Source organism: Eikenella sp. HMSC061C02, assembly GCF_001809035.1.
Lineage (GTDB): Bacteria > Pseudomonadota > Gammaproteobacteria > Burkholderiales > Neisseriaceae > Eikenella > Eikenella corrodens.
On sequence record NZ_KV795547.1, the window covers coordinates 1 to 19,204 of the forward strand.

Here is a 19,204-nt window from a genome sequence, read left to right on the forward strand (position 1 = left end):
CGTTAATGGCGGATTCTACGCCGGAGATGCCGCCGAATAGGACACTATCGCCAGTATCGCGCATACCTTGCAATACGCCTTCAAAGGATCGTTGGGCGGCTGTGGTGTAATCGCCGCGGCCAAGTGCTTCGCCTACTGCCGGACCCTGATGCTTGGCAGCGCTGCCGATAACCTGAGCACCATACAAGGCGGCACCGGCTTTAGCTACAGTTGAGGTTTGGCCAAGGTTGGTTTGGGTTTGGATCTGGCCGCGGGCAACGTTGCCGTAATTGTCGTAAAGGTTGACGGGATTGGTTTTATAACCAGTTAAACCACCTGAGCCGCCCGAAACCCTAGAAAATTGATTAACTGTAACAGGCTGACCATTCCTAATCCCATCTATACCCGGAATAGTCATAGTTCGACCATTATAATTCAACGGATATGTATTAGGAGCCTGCGAAATAGTTTGGATTGGAGAACTTGGCGGCGGATATGCTGGAACATCCGCAAAAATCGCAGATGAAAAACATAAAAAACTAGCCCATATCAGCCCCCCAATAAGCTTTCTGCAATTCATCCAAAGCACGGTTAAATTCCTTATCAAACAAATGCCTATTTGCGCACAATACGTCTAATTGGTTCTTACTCATCATCAAACCGAGAAACAATGATTTTTGCGTATGCGGCTGATTAGGTACATTCAAAAAATCAAATCCATCAGCTATAAAAGCCGGTGCAACCTGCGGAAAATTTTCCTTCACCGGGAAAGCCGTCATATAAATACCGTATCCACACTTTGAAAAAGAATCATGCGGATTAAACTGAACTTGTTCGTTACCTAATTTCATTCTGCGGCCTTTCATTACCAAGTTAAACGAAAGGTCAGCTTAACCAATCCGGGCAGATTTGGCTACCTTTTCAGGTAGCCTGTTCATGCGGCCACTTGAAACGGCCGTTTCAACCAGCCCCATTATTTGCAGCACCCCTGCCGCGCTATCGCTTGGCGGATACCTGCCGAAATCGACTGCAAGCAGTCAATTCCGTCAGGCATCTAATCCAAACACACAAAGGAACCCATTAAAAATCCCTGTAATAACCGTCTAAAACCCTTACCCCCAACAAAGCCCCTTGTGATTCCGCCAGTTTCCTAGATAACTCATAATCTAAAAAAGTCATTGATATAGGCGAATGCCTATCCTCACTCAAATACAAAACAACCGAGTAATAGCCATTAACCATCTCAATCCTTATAAACGGATATTCACATTGCATCTTGTCATCCTTCCTAAAACCTATTGCCCCATTGTCCCTTTAGTTTCCGCATGTGCCATGGTTGGTTTAGCAGAGCTGTCCAAAGTCAGCACACTTGCCCCGCTGCTGCCGCTGTAGCTGCCTTGCGGTACGTTATCGGCGGTTTCCTGGCGTGCCTTATAGGGATTGTATATGCCGTTCTTCACGTAGTTTTGGCATTGTTTGGTAGGCAGTTCCAAAGGTGTGGCCTGTTCGGTGTAGCAGGTGCAGCTTATATCGGTTTGCACGCAGGCAACAGGGTAGGGCATGGTTTGGATATTGCGGTTTTGGCCGTTGTAGATAGGAGCAGTCCACGGCTGGCCATCTATAGCAGGTTGCCAATCTTCAGGCTTCAAGTTGTTATCTGGCGGCGGCTGATTGTCCACCGATTGTTCGGTATAGCTGCCAGGAGGTTGAGACTGGCCGCCTGCCTGCTGCTGGTAGTTTTGCGGCTGTTGTTGATATTGTTGGGCTTGTTGGGCTTGTTGCTGCTGGGCTTGTTCAGGATGAGTTTTGCGCTGATAGCTTGCCCAAACATAAGACATAAGGTAGCCGACTATGACGATAACAACGGGGATGATGTAGATCCACGCGCTAACCGAGCCTTTGAGTTTGGTGTGTTCGCTGGCAGATTTGTACATACCGAACACGCTTTTTTTCGGCATGAATATGCTGTTTTTGGCTTCTGCCACATCTGCCCGGGCTTCAGGATTGGCGCAACGCTGCCAGTAGGAAACACGGCGCAGGCCGAGCATGGTGCGGCTGATATTGCGATGTTCGCCAATCAGGCTTCTTAGATGGACGTCAATCAACCGCGGATGTTGCGTGAGCACAAAGATATCAATGCCCTTATGGCGATGCGTTTCAAGAGCCTGCACATAGTCGGGTACTTTCGCCCCCGCGGGGCGTGGACGAAAGACCCTCTGCGCTTCGTCAATGACGAGTATGGAACCGTCCGGCGCCCATTGGTGCCATGTTTCCATGCTTTCGCCTTCGGGTACTTCTTCATGTTTGACTTGTAATTCCGGTATGCCGTCAACATAGACCGGCCTATTCTGCAAATCTTTGCGATTGAGCAGCATATAGACCATTAGGGAGGTTTTGCCCATGCCGGGCAGACCCGTAATCAGTGAAATCATTGCTGTTTACCTTTGAGTTTAAACATTGGCCGCAGTTTTATAAAAACATGATGATGGCGGGGATAACCACGGCAAAACCGATTAGAAAGTAGATTTCAGGCGGCATTATTAATTTTCCTGTTGCAATTCTTGCTTGATTCGTTCCACACGCTCATCCAACGCACCGGAGTTAGCCTCTTTTTCCCAATCGTCTGATTCCGCAACCGCTATTTCCAAAGCTTCATCATCTAACGACATATCGGATTCCGGAGGCTCATCGTCAGATTCAGAAGGTTCATACTGTTCAGCCAACCTATCCATTTCCTCTAATTCCGCAATACGGCTATAAAACTCATCCGAACCGTATTCATGACCTTCCTGCAAAGCGGTACTGGCATTAATTTCCCACCGCTCATTTTCTAAATCGTATTGCAAACCCGGATCTTCTTCAGGACTGTCCGGCATATTGTCGGGCGGTTCTTCTCCATCCAAACCTTCAAATTCTTCCAACGGCTCACTCATTGGATCTTGATCCAAGTTTTCCAGTCCGTTTTCATTCAACGCTTCTTCTTTTGCTTCCTTACGACTTTTTCTAAAGCCCAATGCATCCATGATGACGCTTCTAAACAAACGCAAGGCAGCATAGAAAGCTAACCCAATCAATGCCCATTGAACCGCTTTGGAACCGATTAAATGCATATCGGTTTGAATGGGTGCGGTATGTTGCTGAACGCTAGTAGAAACGGCTTTAGCGGGATAGCCCCCGCCCTTAACCATTTCAATGCCTTTTTTCGGCGGCTGAATTTTGTTCGGATCGCTCATTTTTCGGGATCTTCATTGGTTTGCTGGAATACGCGGATTGCCCAACGGATAACAAAGGCGAAAGCGGCAACTGATATGGCGACTGAAGCGACGAAGGCGCCATCTGTAACGTAGGCGGCCGGATCGCACGGCGGGAAAGTCAGCTTGACTTCCTGCGAACCGTAATACCACTTGCCGTTTTGATAGACGGGAGTTTTTAGGCTCCCATCTGCGGTAATGGCGGGCACGACTTGGGACATTTTGTAATCGGACGCTTCCTGCACAGAGCCGAAGCATTGACCTCCTGCCAAATAGCCTTCCATGATGCCCGCCTTTACTCTTTACACCGCGCGTTTGATCAAACGGATACCGGCGATGAAACCAACACCGATCAAACCGATAGCCACAGCGATACCACCAACGGCCGCCAAGTCAGCTTTAAAATCGGTTGTCGCTGTAGTTACTGCATCAGCTACCGCACCAGCGTAAGAGTTGGTAGCGATGAAGGCAGAGGACATAACAGCCAGAGCGGCCAATTTGTTTTTGAACATAACGTTCTCCTTTAAAAAGTTTTAATCGGGCATTGACTTGATTAACGCCGCCCGGATAGCGTTAATTTCTTAAAAACAATCAGAACGGGATAAATTCGGCATCTTCGTCAAATACGCCATCCGGATACTCTTCCTGAAGCTCTTCCCAAGTATGGAAATCATCTACCATTTCATCATCATCGATTTCTCCAACGGCTTCTTCAAATTCTTCATAACTATAAAATGGCATTTTTACTCCTCTCGAAAAATTAATGGATCGTGAAAGATTTTTCAGTTACTTACCGGATAACGTTAATGCTTCAAAACAAAACAGAGAAGCAGTAATACCAATATCATCCCTATATTTTGAATCAGCATATCGACTAATTCTTGCTCCCTAACCAGCGGAACGATGATGTGTGCAATACCGGTCAACATTTCTGCTTCCAAAAAATTAGTGGGCGGCTTCTCAAAGGTTTAATGTCGCTGGCCGCCCGGCAACGACAGAAAGCCCTATTTATTGCTTGGTTTCTTTGTTCGATTCTTGCGGTACGAAGAAGGCGAAAACGGCAAACTCTGAACCGAGTTCGTCTATTCCGGCTTCCATTGCATCGGCACGGGTTGAGAAATGCCCGGCCAACTTGAGATAGGGCGTTAAACCTATTCCGCCCGTTCTTTCCGGATACAGGAATTCGAAGGTATCCAAATCCTGCACAATGTAGCGTTCTTCCATGGCTTACGCCTTTCTATTTTTTGGCTTCGGCAACCGGTCGGAAGTCTTTCATAACGACGGTTTCTTTGCCGCTGCCGTTGGTTACGCGGGCCAGCTGAATTTCCAGCTCACAAGGGAAGGTCAGACCGGCAAAACGGTCAAAGTTGCTGCTGCTGCCGAAACGAACTTTAGCCAGGCCAAGACCCATTGCATTGCCGCTGGCATCATTGAAGGGAGCAGCACGGAAAACGGTGCATGAATCAATTTCGCTGCCGTCAATTTCGCCTTTAAAACGGGTTACGCCCATGATGATGGCGCGTTCGAAAAGGGGCTGTTGTAATTTGCTGAAATCCATTTGTTAATTCCTTTCTTGAATGAAAAAGTGTTCGTAGTCTTGCTGATTTACTAATGTTTCTGCGACTCTATGAGCATTACTCAATCTATCTTGATAATCATCATCTAAAAGATAGTTATCCAAAGTCATTTTGAACTCGTCTATATCTAAAGGTTTGAAGCCTTCGTCATGCAGGTAATAAGTTTTGATGGCTTCGCAATCGTATTCGGAAGGATCTAAACCTTTCGGATATTTGTTTTCTTCGCCGCACAATCTTTTAACGATTTCTTTATCAGGTAGCCCTATATCGACTAGGAAACGAACGAAGCGGCCTACTTGGTTTTTGGCGTGAAATTCTTTTTGGTCAAAGGACAGGTTCACAGTTTGGGTTTTGGTTTCTATGCGGCTGGCCGGAGTCGTGAAAAGTTGCTCGCCAATCGGAAATGCGCCGGTCAGGTATTGCCCGGGATACAGCAAAATATCTATGGGTATCAGGCAATCGTGTTTTCTGAACTCGACTTCGAAACGAACCCACGGGCTGTTTTCATCGCCGAACTTTTTGCCTTTTTCATAAATACGCAGCAGCTTGGAAGAGCCTTTGCGTCCTATGTAGAGGGTTTTGCCGGTGTTGTCCTCGTTCATCCATGCCGTGCCACGGCGTTCGATTTTGGGGCAAATGTTATGGTTGTCGTACAAACCTTTTGCATGATCGGAAATGCCTTGCTCCGGGGTGTATTCGCCGTTGAAAAAATCATGGGCGACGTCGCAACGGGTAATACGGGCGTTAATGGCCACCTGCAAAAATTGATAAAGGCGGACTTCCCAGCCTGGCTTTGCGGCTTGGCAACCGGTGCCGGTCAAATCGACTAGGAGGGTATCGCGCTGGCCACCGTAATGCAGAGTGCCGTATGGGGCGTTATCGGGGCCGACCTGGTAATAGCCTTGGTAAAAAAACTTACCTTTGCCTGGCATTTTTTTGGTCAGGCCGTAGCCGAAGATTTTTTGTAACATTTCGCTGGCCACCACGATGTATTCGTTATCGCCGATAATGCGATTCTTGAAATATTCAATCAGGCTTTCCCGTCTGAAAGTGAACGTCAGATAGTCGATTAGGGCGCCATCTTCACGGCCTTTGCGTAATGGGATTTCTATGAGCTTGCCGCGCTGGTTGGTCACGAAGGTTTTAAAATATTCGCTTTCCTGATAGGCCGCCCAGTCAATTTTTTGCTCCCCCGCTAATGGTCTTTGGGTTTTTTGCTCCCCCCCTGTTAGCCTAGGGGGGCGATTGTCGCCGGCCGCTCCGGCGGCGGCCGCGGGGCGGCCATCCGCCGCCGCAGCCGGCTTCATCTTCGCCGTAGCCGGCTTCATCTTCGCCGCTTCTTCGAACTGCCGAATTTTTGAGTAATCCGGTACGCGTTTTTTATGCTTCTTAGACATTTACGCCACCATTTCAAATCCGGGAACGACTTGCTCGAACTCGGTTTCTGATACGTTGCGGAAAAAGGGAATTTGTAATTCGATGGCGTCAATAACGAATCTGCCGTAGGTGTCGAGCAAATCGCGCACGCTGTCGGCTGAAAGGTGATCTGATTCGATAATGTGTTCAAAGAGGATGAAACTGCGATCTGATGTGATGTTCAGTTTGATGGCGAGTTCACAGAAGAGATCGCCTGGTTGCTGGCCTAGGTAGGCGGTGATGTTTGGATAGGTAGGTAATTGGTAAGACATGAAAAAAGCTCCTTTGAGTTAGCTTGATCAAAGAGAGCTAGTCCAGCCTTATGATGTGAATAATGCCTGTCTGGCAAAGATACCGTCAGGACTAGCCCCCGACGGCGCGAAATATATAAGGCTACCTGAAAACGTAGCGCAGCGAAGTTTCTGCGCAGTTAAAGTTTCAGGTAGCCTTTTCATGGGAATGATCAGAATGCTGGTGCGTTGGCTCGCTGCCTTGCTTTATGCGCATTTTAGTCTGCTATAGCGGGCACAGAGACTATTCCAAGTCGAAGCAGCCGACGGTTTCAACGTGGGCGGTTTGGGGGAACATGTTGACGATGCCGGCATTGCGGAATTGGTAGCCTTTACCAACGAGTACGGCGGCATCGCGGGCGAAGGTGGCGGGGTTGCAGGAAACGTACACGATGCGATGGGGGAGGTAGGGGGCGTGCAGGGCTTGGACGAGGGCGTAGGCTCCGCTGCGGGGCGGGTCGAGCAGAATTTTGTCGAAATAGCCCCAGCCGGCAACGGTGTGTTCGGTGGTTTGGAAGAGGTCGGCGCTGTGGAACTGGGCGCGTTCGGCGAGGTGGTTGAGGCGGGCGTTTTGGCCGGCGCGCTCGGTGAGCGCGGGCGAGCCTTCGATGCCGATGACTTGTGCGCCGGCGGCGGCGATGGGGAGGCTGAAGTTGCCGAGGCCGCAGAAAAGGTCGGCGATGCGTTCGCCGGGTTGTGGTTGCAGCAGCTGTATGGCGCGGGCAACGAGTAGGGCGTTGGCGGCGGGATTGACTTGGGTGAAATCGCCGGGGCGGTAGGGGAGGGTGAGGGCGTATTCGGGCAGGCTGTAGCTGAGTTGGGGGCTGTCGGGCAGGAGGGGTTGGGCGGGCCGGTGTGGGGTTTGCAGCCAGATGTGCCAGTTGGCGGGCAGGCTTTGGGCGTGTTGGATGAGGTGGGCGCGGGCGGCTTTTGGGAGGTGTTCGGTGTGTAGGGTGAGGCTGTTGGCGGCGGGGCTGTGGTGCAGTTCGATGGTACGGACGGGGGTATGCAGGCGGTTGAGCTGCTGGAGCAGGGCGCGGGTGTTGCTCAGTTGGTTGGCAAGCTGGGGGGCGAGGATGGGGCATTGTCGGATGTCGACAATGCGGTGGCTGCTGCGGCTTTGGAAACCGAGGGTGGTGCGGCCTTGGCTGTGGTGGGCGCTGAGGCGGGCGCGGTAGCGGTAGCCCCAGGCTTGGCCGTAGATGGGGGGCAGGAGGTATTGGGGGCGGACTTTGCCGAGGCGTTGGAGTTGGTCTTCGAGGATGCGTTGTTTGTAGGCTACCTGAACGTTGCTGTGGACGTGTTGGAGGGTGCAGCCGCCGCATTGGCTGTAGTGGGGGCAGGCGGGGGCGATGCGGTAGGGGGAGGGGGTGAGGATGCGGGTGGCTTGGGCTTCGTCGTGGTGTTTCTTGCTGCGGGTGATTTGGTAGGCAACGGTTTCTTGGGGCAGGGCGCCGGTGATGAAGGTGGTTTTGCCGTGGATGCGGGCTACGCCGCGGCCTTCGTGGTCGATGCTGTGGATGGTGGCGGTGTTCATGGTGTGGGGTGGGGATAGATTGAGGCTACCTGAAAGCGGGATTGGGGTTTCAGGTAGCCTCTGTCGACTATTCGTGGTCGCCCATCTGGGGCGGAGCTTCTTCCTGGCTGGGGATGCGGTAGCTTTCGTCTGCCCAGGTGCCCAGGTCGATCATTTTGCAGCGTTGGCTGCAGAAGGGGCGGTAGGGGCTGTTTTCGTTCCAGAGTACGGGCTTCTGGCAGGTGGGGCAGGATACGGTGGGCTGGGTCATGGTTTGTCGGCGATGGGGTCGAAGCTGCACATTTTGAGCTGGAAGGGGATGTCGGTGTCGATCTGCTTTCCGCGCGGGCTGTCTTGGGTGGCTTGGGTGAAGCGGATGTGGGTGAAGTATTTGTTGGCGGAAATCTCGGGCAGGGTGTGATGGGATTGGGCTACATCTACGGTGAGCATGTGGATGTTGTTGCCAAGCTTGGTGTTTTGATAGTTGCCTTGGCGGGCGAGGCATTCGAGGCGGATGCTGTTGCGGCGCAGAATGCGCAGCAGCAGGGAAATGGCGTCGCCGGTGGGGGTGAGGGAGCGAATCCAGCAGCCGAGGTCGGCCACGCGCTGCTCGAAGGGCAGTTGCAGCCAGTAGTGATAGGAGGGAAGGTCGAAGGGGCTGGTGCCGCCGGACACGAGCATGCGCTGCTTTACGCCCATGAGCCATTCGTTTTCACGCAGGTGTTGGCCGAATTTTTGCTGGACTTCTTGCAGGTTTTGAGTGGCCTGGTAGAGGTCGTCCTGTTCGGGAGTGGAGTCGTATTGCTCGCGTTCGGCTTGGGAAATTTGCTGACGTTGGCGTTCGAGCTCTTGCAGGATGTCGAGCTTGAGTTCGGCGCGGGAGGCGCAATCCATGATTTCAAACAGGGTGCCGAGGGCGGCGTGGTGTGCCCAAGGCTCTGGGTGGCTGACGGTGGCGTTGAAGCGGGAAAAGAGATGCTCGAGGCGCAGGAAGTTGCGGATGCGTTCGGACAGGGGGTGTTCGAAGGTGATGATGGCGGACATGGTTCAACTACCGAATAATTGTTGGTAAATAAGGTGTTGCCGCTCCACTGCGGCAGCAAGCTCGGGCAGGCCGGCTTCGTTGCTGATGATATCGTCGGCAATGCTGCGGCGCTGTTGGCGGCTGGCCTGGGCGGCGAGAATGCCGTTAATCATATCACGGGTAAGGCCGCTGCGTTCAATGGTACGGCGGATTTGCGTTTCTTCACTGCAATCGATAACGAGAATGCGCTGGAGAATGCTTTGAAAAACAGGTTGCTCGGCAAGCAGGGGAATTTCGATGATGCCGTAGGCGGTTTTGGGGTATTGCTGCTGTTGTACCCGGATTTCGGCGAGAATCAGCGGATGGAGGATGTTTTCGAGCTTGGCTTTGGCTTCGGAGGATTGGAAAACGAGTTGGCGCAGAGCATCGCGCTTGAGGCTACCTGAAAAATCGAATACGGCCTCACCGAAGGCAGCATGGATGGCGGGGAGGGCAGCTCCGCCGTTTGCGGTAAGGGTGCGGGAGACGGCATCGGCATCAATCAGCGGCACGCCGTGTTGGGCAAACAGGCGGGCAGCGGTGGATTTGCCGCTGCCGATGCCGCCGGTGAGGCCGACCCAGGCGGTCATATCAGATGAATCCGGATTTGTGCAGCCACCATTGGATGCCTTGCAGGATATAGCTGTTGGCAGCGAAAACCAGCCAGCCGGCAATGGCGAGCGCGGGGCCGAAGGCGATAGGTTGGCCTTTAGCGGCACGCATTATCAGGGCAGCAACGAGACCGACCAAGGCAGCCACGAAAACAATAACGGGCAGGGTACTAACGCCGAGCCAGGCGCCCAGTGCGGCGAGTAGTTTGAAGTCGCCATAACCCATGCCCTCCTTGCCGGTGATGAGTTTGAACAGGTGGAACAGCAGCCAAAGGCTCAAATAGCCGACCACGGCGCCGAGCAGGGCTGAAGGCAGGCTGACGAAGCCGACTTGCCAGTTAAACAGCAGGCCGAGCCAAATCAGGGGCAGGGTGAGCTGGTCGGGCAAGAGCTGGGTGTCGGCGTCGATAAAGGTGAGGGCAACCAGTACGGCGGTGAATACGAGGCCGCCAAGGGTGAGCCAAGTGTAGCCGTATCGCCAAGCGACGATGCCAAATAGGATGCCGGTGAGCAGCTCGACGGCGGGGTAACGCCAGCCGATGGGGGTGCGACAGCTATGGCAGCGGCCGCGCAGCAGCAAGTAGCTGATGATGGGGATGTTCTGCCACGGTTTTACCGGGCTGCCGCATTTGGGGCAGCGTGAGGGCGGGGTGCTGATATTGAACGGTTTTTGGTCTTCTTCGTCCAGCGGCAGTTCGAGATGCTGTTTGGCAGCAATGCGCCATTGTTTCTCGAGCATGACCGGCAGGCGGTAGATAACCACGTTAAGAAAGCTGCCCACCAGCAGGCCGAGCAGGACGGCGAAGGGGATGTAGATTTCGGGATCAAGATTGGTCATAGGCGTGGTGTAGGTATGTTTTCAGGTAGCCTGTGGCAGGCTACCTGAAAGGTTATTCATGGAGATCCAGTAATTTAGCCGATAGCATTACCTAAGTTGAACAGCGGCAGATACATGGCAACCAAGATGACACCAATGATACTGCCTAATACTACCATAATGATTGGTTCCATTAGAGATGATAGAGTAGCTACAGCAGTATCTACTTCTTCTTCATAAAATTCTGCCGCCTTATTCAGCATGTCATCCAAAGAGCCTGATTCCTCACCGATAGAGGCCATCTGCAAGACCATGTTGGGGAATAGGTCAGTAGAGCTCATTGCAGTGGTTAAAGAAGTACCTTGGTTGACTTGGTTTCGAATGCTTCTGGTGGCTTCTTCATAAATGATATTGCCTGATGCGCCACCTACGGAGTCTAGCGCTTCCACCAGTGGCACACCAGCGGTAAATAGGGTGGCAGTGGTGCGAGCCCAGCGGGCAATCGTACCTTTTTCTACGATATTACCAAAGATAGGCAATTTCAACAGCATAGCATCTACTCGTTTTTGCAGTGCAGGTGAACGTTTATGCCATTGGATAAAGCCAGCAACAGCAGCTACCATTGCAATAATAACCATCCATCCCCATGCCACCATAAAGTCAGAGATACCCATCATAAATTGAGTAAGTGCAGGCATTTCTGCATTCATGCCGTCATACACTTTTTTAAACTCAGGTAGCACAAACATCATCATGATGATGACCAAAACAATGGCTACTACTACCACGGCAATCGGATAGGTTAATGCACTTTTAATTTTCTTCTTAATAGCAAGGGTTTTCTCTTTATATACAGCCAGTTTGTCGAGTAAACTTTCCAGTACACCACCTGCCTCACCAGCATCCACCAGGTTACAATAGAAATCATCAAAATATTTTGGGTGTTTGCGGAAGGCATTGGCCATAGAAGTACCCTGCTCGATGTCGTTACGCACTTCCATCAAGAGCTTGGTCATGGAGGCATTAGAGTGGCCTTTTGCTACAATATCAAATGCCTGCATTACCGGCAGACCGGCTTTCATCATGGTGGCTAGCTGGCGGGTAAATACAGTAATGTCGCCCTGGGTAATTCTCTTTTCGCGAACTTTCTTTTTCTTGTGCAGGCTAATAACCTTGACACGACGACGGGCGAGTTTGGCACGGGCGTCCTGTTCGTCTTTGGCGACTACTTCGCCACGGACGATTTGCTCAGACTCCATGTGCCGGCCTTCAAATTCGTAGCTGACTCCTGCCACTTTTTTATTGGATTGGGTTCTTTTGTTTATAGCCATGATAATTCCCTTTTAAATGAAACGAGCTTTCTTAGTCGTTGGTGCTGGCAAGGATTTCTTCTAAGGTAGTAATGCCTTGCATTGCTTTCAAAATACCAGCTCGGCGTAAGTCTACCAGCCCGTCGGCATAGGCCTGTTCGGCAATATCCACCTCGGTGCCGTTATTGATAATGATTTTTTGTATGGCATCGGTAACCGGCATGATTTCATATACACCGGCTCGGCCTTTGAAACCTTTGCCTTTGCAACGGTCGCAACCCACCTGACGGTATAGCTGCCAGTCGTCCTTGGCCAAGTCTTCCTCGGTGAAGCCAACTTTCAGTAAAGCCTCGGCTGGCGGACGCTCGATCGGTTGTTTGCAGGTACACAGTCGACGCACCAAACGCTGAGCCATAATCAGATTAACCGAGCTGGCAATATTGAACGGTGCTACCCCCATGTTCAGCATACGGGATAGTGTGGCTGGAGCGTTATTGGTGTGCAGGGTAGAGAATACCATGTGACCGGTTTGCGCAGCTTTAATGGCGATATCGGCAGTTTCCAAGTCGCGAATTTCACCCACCATGATGATGTCCGGGTCTTGGCGCAGGAATGCTTTCAGTGCCGCAGCAAATGTCATGCCCTGTTTGTCGTTTACGTTTACCTGATTGATACCGGGCAAGTTAATCTCGGCCGGGTCTTCGGCGGTGGAGATGTTTACGCTATCGGTATTCAAAATGTTTAGGCAGGTGTACAGCGACACAGTTTTACCCGAACCGGTCGGACCAGTTACCAGCACCATGCCGTACGGGCGGTGGATGGCTTCCAGCAGCAATTCTTTTTGGAAAGGTTCGAAACCAAGCTGGTTGATATTCAGCGTGGCGGCATCCGAGTTCAAAATACGCATTACAATTTTTTCGCCGAATAGCGTGGGCAGCGTATTCACACGGAAGTCGATGGGCTTTTGGTTTTTGTTGAACTGAATCTGGATTCGGCCGTCTTGTGGGACGCGTTTTTCGGAAATATCCATTTTGGACATTACTTTGATACGTGAGGCAATCTGTCCGCGGATATTTAGCGGAGGCTGTACCACTTCGCGCAGCTGGCCATCGGTACGGAAGCGGATACGCGCCATTTCTTCGTAGAATTCGAAGTGGATATCGGATGCGCCGGTGTTAAGGGCATCAGACAGCACCTTGTGGATGAATTTAGCAATCGGGCCGTCTTCTTCTTCGTCATCCACTTTGAGCGAAGCTGGTGTGGCCAGGGTGGTTGAGTCAGCAGAAATTTCATCCAAAATGGCGGTGGATGTTTGGCTGGCGAACTCCAACAGGCGGTCTAGCTGTTCATCATTGACTAGGATCAGGTCAACAATCAAGCCGCTAGGGAAAACAAGCTTTTGGTATGTTTGCAACAAAGTGGGGTCGGAGACACCCAAAAACAGTTTTTGCCCACGCTTGAACAAAGGTACGCAGCGGTACTCCGTCATCTGGCTGTCGTTGAGTACATCTTGCACCATCATGCTGCGGGAGTAGAGGGACAAATCCAAAATCGGATAGTGGAACAGCTTGGCTAGAAGCAGTGCCAAATCTGCCTGCTTGATAATGCCAGCCTCAGCTAGCATGGGAATGATATTTTTGTTTTGATTAACTTTTTCGCGGTATTTTTCAACCTGATCCTGCTCAATCAGTTTGTTTTGAAACAGGATGCGTAATAGTCCGACGCTCATATATTTGCCTGAGTAAAGTAGAACGGATTTTAAAATTCTGGGCGGATATTTGCTTTTAGGATGTCGCCCGCAAAGCCCGCATTTAGTAAGAATGCTTTTACACTATTATAGTTAAGATGTGATTATAAGTTAAATCATGGTAAGAATGCATTGTTTATGGAAAAAGTGGTTATTTCCTGTGGCGAGCTGGATATGTTGGTGTGAGTGAGAAAATAGATTAAGAGTTTTGGCTGTGTGGTGTGTATTTAGCCTGCTTCCCAATGGTCGATGTGTAGTTGCAATTCATATTGGTTGCGCCATTGGTTGGCAATGGGGCGGTATACCGTGTGGATTTTGGCTGGAAGTTCTTCGGCGCAGCGGAAAAACATGGCTTCCACAGTGTGTCCGCCACAATTTAGGCCGGCTTTTTTATGGCCGTTGCCTACTACCCGCTGCCACAATACTTCAAATTGGTTGTAGAAACACGGGGGTTGAAAGCCTTGTCCCCATACTTGGTTGGATAGTGTTTCGGCAGTATGCAGAGAGATTTCTTCAGGGCTCAGGCTACCGTCAGTGAGGAAGGTGCGGGTGAGTGCGTCTTGATCCAGCAGTTCGGTTAGTACACTTTCGAAAGCTTGTTGGAAGCGGGGGAAATCCTGTTCACGAATGCTGAGGCCGGCAGCCATGGCGTGGCCGCCAAATTTTAGAATTAATTCGGGATGGCGTTTGGCCACCAAGTCGATGGCATCGCGCAGATGTAATGAGGGAATGGAACGGCCGGAGCCGCGCAGTTCGCTATTGCCTGTGGGGGCAAACACGATGGTGGGCCTATGGAAACGGTCTTTGAGCCGGCCGGCCACGATACCAACCACGCCCTGGTGCCAATCGGGATGAAAGGCGGTAATACTCAGGCCGTTGCCAACGATAATTTGATCGGCCAGGGCAAGGGCTTCCTGCAGCATGGTTTGCTCGATTTCCTGCCGTGCACGGTTCAGTTCATTTAGCTGTTCGGCCAGTTCGGCGGCGGTGTCCGGATCTTCGGCCAGTAGGCAGGCAATACCAATTTCCATGTTTTCCAAACGGCCGGCAGCATTGATGCGCGGGCCGATGGCAAAGCCCAAATCAAACGGCTTGGCTTGTCGCATATCGCGCTGGGCTACCTGAAAAAGCGCCTGAATGCCAGGACGGGTTTTGTCAATTTGCATTCGTTTGAGCCCTTGACTAACCAAGATTCGGTTGTTGTAATCCAATGTCACCACATCGGCCACGGTGCCCAAAGCCACTAAGTCTAAAAGCTCGGCCAAATTGGGTTCAGGTAGCCTTTGCGGGTTGAACCATTGCTGTGTACGCAGCAGGGCGCGCAGGGCGGTTAATACATAGAAGATTACGCCTACGCCGGCCAGATTCTTGCTGGCAAAGGCACATCCCGGTTGATTGGGATTAACGATGATACATTCAGGTAGCGTGTCGCCCGGTAAGTGATGGTCGGTGATAATTACGTCCATACCCAATGCTTGGGCGCGTGCCACACCGGCAGTGCTGGAAATGCCGTTATCTACGGTTAACAGCAGCTGAGTGCCTCGTTCGGCAGCCAGGTCGGCCAGTTGCGGGGTGAGGCCGTAGCCGTGTTTGAAACGGTCCGGTACTAAAAACTCCACCCGTGCGCCCATACGGCGCAACCCCAAAATGCCTACTGCGCAGGCTGTGGCGCCATCGGCATCGTAGTCGGCTACAATTAAAATTCGCTCTTGCTCCTGGATGGCGCGAGCCAACCGTTCGGCGGCAGCATCAATATTTTTCAGCGATTGATAGGGCAGCAAGCTGGCTAAATGGTTATGTAGTTCGGCGGGGGAACGGACATTGCGGGCTGCAAACAAACGTGCCAGCAAGGGCGGGGTGCCGGCGGCCAGCAGGGCTTGTTCGGCTTCGGGGTCGGCTTGGCGGGTACGGATAACGGCGTTCATAAAGCCATGGTGAATAGTAAAATAAACTATTTATTATAGCGCAAACTGGCATGCTAAGAGATTTCTGACGGTTTGAGAGAGAAATTTATAAAAGTTTTTTCACTTTTATAACAGCGTGTTGATATTTTAACGTAAGTTTTTTGCAAGATAATGCTTGCAATGATGTGGAGAGTTTGGTTTAATGCGCATCTTCTAGTGCTGTGCACGAAGACATGGGTGATTAGCTCAGTTGGTAGAGCGTCTGCCTTACAAGCAGAATGTCGGCGGTTCGACTCCGTCATCACCCACCATTTTTTTGCGCGCGGTGGTAGCTCAGTTGGTTAGAGTACCGGCCTGTCACGCCGGTGGTCGCGGGTTCGAGTCCCGTCCACCGCGCCATTTATAATCAAAACCCCTCTGCTGAAAGGCAGAGGGGTTTTAGCATTTCTGATTGTAATATTCCGTATATTGTCGCCGTGAAAAACTGCTTGGTTTTATGGTATATTCGCTGTGGCCGATAACAGGTTGGATTACTTTTTATATAGTATTTTCAAATTAATATGATGCAAAGGCTGCCCGCTTGGTTGCGCTGCTATTGGAAGCAGCTATAGCCAGTTGGTTTTAATTTAGACATTTAACAAACTTCAGGAGTTGCATGATGGAATTTCGCATTGAAAAAGATACCATGGGGGAAGTAAAGGTGCCGGCCAACCGGTATTGGGGTGCGCAAACTGAGCGCTCGCGCAACAACTTCAAAATTGGTCCGGCCGCTTCCATGCCGCATGAAATCATTGAAGCCTTTGCTTATCTGAAAAAAGCAGCCGCTTTTGCCAATGCCGACTTGGGAGTATTGCCTGCTGAGAAGCGTGATCTGATTGCTGCCGCCTGCGACGAAATTTTGGCACATAAGCTGGACGAGGAGTTTCCGCTGGTGGTTTGGCAAACAGGCTCCGGCACCCAATCCAACATGAATTTGAACGAAGTCATTTCCAACCGCGCCCACGTGTTGAACGGCGGCAAACTGGGTGAGAAAAGCGTTATCCACCCCAATGACGACGTAAACAAATCCCAGTCTTCCAACGACACCTATCCCACCGCCATGCACATTGCTGCTTACCAAAAAGTAGTGCAGCACACCCTGCCCGCCGTTAAGCGCCTGCAAAAAACCTTGGCTGCCAAAGCCGAGGCATTTGCCGACGTGGTGAAAATCGGCCGTACCCATCTGATGGATGCTACCCCGCTCACCCTCGGTCAAGAATTTTCTGCCTATGCCGCTCAGCTTGCCTACGGTATCCGTGCCTTGGAAAACACCCTGCCGCACTTGGCCGAACTTGCCTTAGGCGGCACTGCCGTGGGCACCGGCTTGAACACGCCCAAAGGCTACGATGTTCAGGTAGCCTCCTATATCGCCAAATTCACCGGCCTGCCTTTCGTTACCGCACCGAACAAATTCGAAGCATTGGCCACGCACGACGCTATTGTGGAAACCCACGGCGCATTGAAGCAGCTGGCTGTGTCGCTGTATAAAATTGCCAACGATATCCGCCTGTTGGCCTCCGGCCCGCGCTCCGGTATCGGCGAAATTCTGATTCCCGAGAATGAGCCCGGCTCTTCCATTATGCCCGGCAAAGTGAACCCCACCCAATGCGAAGCCCTCACCATGGTGTGTGCCCAAGTGTTGGGTAACGACACCGCCATTTCCTTCTCCGGCACGCAGGGCCAGTTCCAGCTCAACGTGTTCAAACCTGTGATGGCTGCCAACTTCCTGCAATCTGCGCAGCTTTTGGCCGATGCTTGCATCTCGTTTGACGAACATTGTGCAGCCGGCATTGAGCCCAACCTGCCGCGCATCAAGCAGCAGCTCGACAATTCATTGATGCTGGTTACTGCGTTGAACACCAAAATCGGCTACGAAAACGCTGCGAAAATCGCCAAAGCCGCCCACAAAAACGGCACCACCCTGCGCGAAGAAGCCGTGAAATCCGGCCTCTTGACCGCCGAGCAGTTTGACGACTGGGTACGTCCTGCCGATATGGTAGGCAGTTTGAAATAAGTTTGGTTAGGCAGGAGGAAGCGCATATTGGAAGCAGTATGCGCTTTATTTTGTTTGTTGTTTGCACGGCAGGAAGGCTACCTGAAAAGTGTTTGTTTGGATTTTCAGGTAGCCTTTTGATGATATTTGTATCGGTATGACCATAATTAAAGCACTTATTTCTGCATACTGTATCGGCAAGCTTTGCCATACTACGGCGGCTTGCTGCCCGGTATGAAGCAATAAGTGCTTTAGCTATGGTTGCCCGAGGGTAACTGTTGAGTGCAATCTAAAAGGCTACCTGAAAGTTTGGCTGCGCAGAAACTTCGCTGCGTTGCGCTTTCAGGTAGCCTTTGCTTGTGATTACTGACGGTTCAGTTTGTTAACGGCTACGGCCGTTGTTGTCGTACACCATTTTGGTGCCTTCAAAGATATGGATGCTGGCGGCGCAGGTGTCGGTTGAACATGCTTTCATCGGCAGGGTTACGCTGTAGCGGCCGCTGCGGGCGGGGCGGTAGCTGAACAGGGGCACGCTGTCGCCCAATACGTCTTGTTTCACCACGCGGCCATTGAGGCGTACGGTGAGGTCGATATCGGAGCAGTTGTCGTCGCAGTCGCCGTAGAAGGTGTAGGCTTTGCCGGCGGTGAGGTTAACTTGCTCGGTGTGGCTCTGGCCGGCGGCAAGGCGTTGCTGGCGCAGGAGGAGTACGCGGGCGGCCGGGTCGTGGCTTTCTACGATCTCCACATTGCTTCGTTGTGCGCGCAGCAGAGAGGGATCGGTGTCGGTACTGCTTTCAAACACTTGCACGGAGTAGGCGCAGGAGTCGTTGTCGCAGTCTTCCATGCTGATGTTGAGCTGGTGGCGGCCGCCTTGCTCTGCTCTGAAGTTCAGCAGGGGTTCGCCGTCGCCATCGGTGTCAGAGGCGATGGTTTTGCCGTTGGCGCTGAGGGTGAGGTCGAAGTCTTCGCAGGCTTGGTCGCAGCGGCCGAATACGTTGTAGTATTTGCCGGCAGTGAGATCAACGTCCACGCTGCGGCTTTGGCTGTCGGCGAGCTGGCCGCTAATCAGGGGCAGTTCGCGGACGTTTTTATCGATACCTTGTTGTTCTTCTCGGATGATTTTTTGTAAGGCTGCCAAGGACGGGCCTGTGTTGTCGCTGTTGCCTACTTTGCCGCCGCTAAATACTTGCAGCATGGAGCGGCAGCGGCTGCGTGAGCATTCGGCCATTTCGGTGTTGAGTTCCACGCGGCCATCGCGCTCGGCTTGCCAGGTGAACCGGGAGCCATCGCCGCGGTTTTTACGGAATAGGGTGGTGCGGCCTTGGGTAACGCTGAATTTGATGTTAGAGCAGTTTACGGAGCAGTCGGCAAACACGGTATATACCTGGCCGGCTTTCACATCCAGCGTGGTGGAGTTGCTTTGGCCTTCTTCCAGGCGAATGCTGCGCTGAAACAGCTGCTGTGCGGCAGGGTCTTCATTTTTGATGGTTTCGGTGTGGCTGGATGCTTGGCCGGTGAGATAACTGTCGGCAGCAAAAGCGGGTAGGGAGAGGGCGGCCAAAATTGGCAGCAGGGCGAGTTTTTTCATGGGTTGTTTCCTTTTGTTGGAGGAGAAAGAAATTTTGCTAAACGGCTGGTAACGAAGGACTGCACTTTCGATACAAGGCGTGCTAATGCTGTAGCAGCAGCGT

The 19,204-nt window shown here is 51.8% G+C and carries 21 protein-coding genes and 2 tRNA genes; 3 read left to right on the forward strand and 20 right to left on the reverse strand.

Going from position 1 to position 19,204, the window contains the following annotated elements:
* From HMPREF2541_RS11930 to recJ, 19 genes are all read right to left on the reverse strand, one after another.
* The coding region (locus HMPREF2541_RS11930) for a hypothetical protein (RefSeq protein ID WP_168161097.1) at positions 1 to 568 on the reverse strand (568 nt) is incomplete at its 3' end.
* Positions 519 to 830 (reverse strand): hypothetical protein, encoded by a 312-nt coding sequence (locus HMPREF2541_RS05745; protein ID WP_070542204.1) that lies wholly within the window; start codon positions 828 to 830, stop codon positions 519 to 521. The genes HMPREF2541_RS11930 and HMPREF2541_RS05745, both read right to left, overlap by 50 nt.
* Positions 831 to 1,274: 444 nt before the next feature.
* Entirely contained in the window at positions 1,275 to 2,411 is a 1,137-nt protein-coding gene (locus HMPREF2541_RS05755; RefSeq protein WP_070542206.1) for a zonular occludens toxin family protein, read from the reverse strand.
* Positions 2,412 to 2,519: 108 nt separating this feature from the next.
* On the reverse strand, positions 2,520 to 3,212 hold the full coding sequence (locus HMPREF2541_RS05760) for a hypothetical protein (protein ID WP_070542209.1): 693 nt from the start codon (positions 3,210 to 3,212) through the stop codon (positions 2,520 to 2,522).
* Positions 3,209 to 3,451 (reverse strand): hypothetical protein, encoded by a 243-nt coding sequence (locus HMPREF2541_RS12375; RefSeq protein ID WP_210387143.1) that lies wholly within the window; start codon positions 3,449 to 3,451, stop codon positions 3,209 to 3,211. The genes HMPREF2541_RS05760 and HMPREF2541_RS12375 overlap by 4 nt, the downstream gene beginning before the upstream one ends.
* A gap of 81 nt (positions 3,452 to 3,532) precedes the next feature.
* Positions 3,533 to 3,742 (reverse strand): hypothetical protein, encoded by a 210-nt coding sequence (locus tag HMPREF2541_RS05770; protein WP_070542215.1) that lies wholly within the window; start codon positions 3,740 to 3,742, stop codon positions 3,533 to 3,535.
* A gap of 79 nt (positions 3,743 to 3,821) precedes the next feature.
* Positions 3,822 to 3,971, reverse strand: coding sequence for a hypothetical protein (locus HMPREF2541_RS12170; RefSeq protein ID WP_153715565.1), 150 nt, complete (start codon positions 3,969 to 3,971; stop codon positions 3,822 to 3,824).
* Between the two features lie 267 nt (positions 3,972 to 4,238).
* Positions 4,239 to 4,454 (reverse strand): hypothetical protein, encoded by a 216-nt coding sequence (locus HMPREF2541_RS05775; protein WP_064104057.1) that lies wholly within the window; start codon positions 4,452 to 4,454, stop codon positions 4,239 to 4,241.
* Positions 4,455 to 4,467: 13 nt separating this feature from the next.
* Positions 4,468 to 4,788, reverse strand: a complete 321-nt coding sequence (locus HMPREF2541_RS05780; RefSeq protein WP_064087737.1) for a hypothetical protein — start codon at positions 4,786 to 4,788, stop codon at positions 4,468 to 4,470.
* A 3-nt stretch (positions 4,789 to 4,791) separates the two neighbouring features.
* The gene (locus HMPREF2541_RS05785) at positions 4,792 to 6,204 is read right to left on the reverse strand and encodes a replication initiation factor domain-containing protein (RefSeq protein ID WP_083296778.1); all 1,413 of its coding nucleotides are present in this window, start codon (positions 6,202 to 6,204) and stop codon (positions 4,792 to 4,794) included.
* Positions 6,205 to 6,495, reverse strand: a complete 291-nt coding sequence (locus HMPREF2541_RS05790; RefSeq protein WP_070542221.1) for a hypothetical protein — start codon at positions 6,493 to 6,495, stop codon at positions 6,205 to 6,207. It abuts the gene before it with no gap.
* Positions 6,496 to 6,757: 262 nt separating this feature from the next.
* Entirely contained in the window at positions 6,758 to 8,050 is a 1,293-nt protein-coding gene (gene rlmD / locus HMPREF2541_RS05795) for a 23S rRNA (uracil(1939)-C(5))-methyltransferase RlmD (RefSeq protein WP_070542224.1), read from the reverse strand.
* 67 nt (positions 8,051 to 8,117) lie between these two features.
* Positions 8,118 to 8,300, reverse strand: coding sequence for a DNA gyrase inhibitor YacG (yacG, locus tag HMPREF2541_RS05800; protein WP_003823528.1), 183 nt, complete (start codon positions 8,298 to 8,300; stop codon positions 8,118 to 8,120).
* A complete protein-coding gene (zapD, locus tag HMPREF2541_RS05805) occupies positions 8,297 to 9,073 on the reverse strand; it encodes a cell division protein ZapD (protein ID WP_003823527.1) in 777 nt (258 codons plus the stop codon). The genes yacG and zapD overlap by 4 nt, the downstream gene beginning before the upstream one ends.
* A 3-nt stretch (positions 9,074 to 9,076) precedes the next feature.
* On the reverse strand, positions 9,077 to 9,682 hold the full coding sequence (coaE, locus tag HMPREF2541_RS05810; protein ID WP_070542227.1) for a dephospho-CoA kinase: 606 nt from the start codon (positions 9,680 to 9,682) through the stop codon (positions 9,077 to 9,079).
* Position 9,683: 1 nt separating this feature from the next.
* Positions 9,684 to 10,541: a prepilin peptidase gene (locus HMPREF2541_RS05815; RefSeq protein ID WP_064085091.1), complete on the reverse strand. Its 858-nt coding sequence runs from the start codon at positions 10,539 to 10,541 to the stop codon at positions 9,684 to 9,686.
* 74 nt (positions 10,542 to 10,615) lie between these two features.
* Positions 10,616 to 11,851, reverse strand: a complete 1,236-nt coding sequence (locus HMPREF2541_RS05820) for a type II secretion system F family protein (protein WP_003823524.1) — start codon at positions 11,849 to 11,851, stop codon at positions 10,616 to 10,618.
* 31 nt (positions 11,852 to 11,882) lie between these two features.
* Complete coding sequence (gene pilB / locus HMPREF2541_RS05825) at positions 11,883 to 13,559, reverse strand: type IV-A pilus assembly ATPase PilB (RefSeq protein WP_003823522.1); 1,677 nt, start codon at positions 13,557 to 13,559, stop codon at positions 11,883 to 11,885.
* Between the two features lie 245 nt (positions 13,560 to 13,804).
* Positions 13,805 to 15,502: a single-stranded-DNA-specific exonuclease RecJ gene (recJ, locus tag HMPREF2541_RS05830; RefSeq protein ID WP_070542229.1), complete on the reverse strand. Its 1,698-nt coding sequence runs from the start codon at positions 15,500 to 15,502 to the stop codon at positions 13,805 to 13,807.
* Positions 15,503 to 15,716: 214 nt separating this feature from the next.
* Here recJ and HMPREF2541_RS05835 point away from each other — a divergent pair.
* The 3 genes from HMPREF2541_RS05835 to fumC all read left to right on the forward strand — a co-directional run bounded on the left by HMPREF2541_RS05835 (position 15,717) and on the right by fumC (position 17,534).
* Positions 15,717 to 15,792: transfer RNA gene (locus HMPREF2541_RS05835), tRNA-Val, on the forward strand.
* Positions 15,793 to 15,803: 11 nt separating this feature from the next.
* Positions 15,804 to 15,880 (forward strand) — tRNA-Asp (locus HMPREF2541_RS05840).
* A gap of 259 nt (positions 15,881 to 16,139) precedes the next feature.
* Entirely contained in the window at positions 16,140 to 17,534 is a 1,395-nt protein-coding gene (fumC, locus tag HMPREF2541_RS05845) for a class II fumarate hydratase (RefSeq protein WP_070542232.1), read from the forward strand.
* Positions 17,535 to 17,895: 361 nt separating this feature from the next.
* Here fumC and HMPREF2541_RS05850 read toward each other — a convergent pair whose 3' ends face one another.
* Positions 17,896 to 19,101 (reverse strand): hypothetical protein, encoded by a 1,206-nt coding sequence (locus HMPREF2541_RS05850; protein ID WP_070542235.1) that lies wholly within the window; start codon positions 19,099 to 19,101, stop codon positions 17,896 to 17,898.
* Between the last annotated feature and the right edge of the window lie 103 nt (positions 19,102 to 19,204).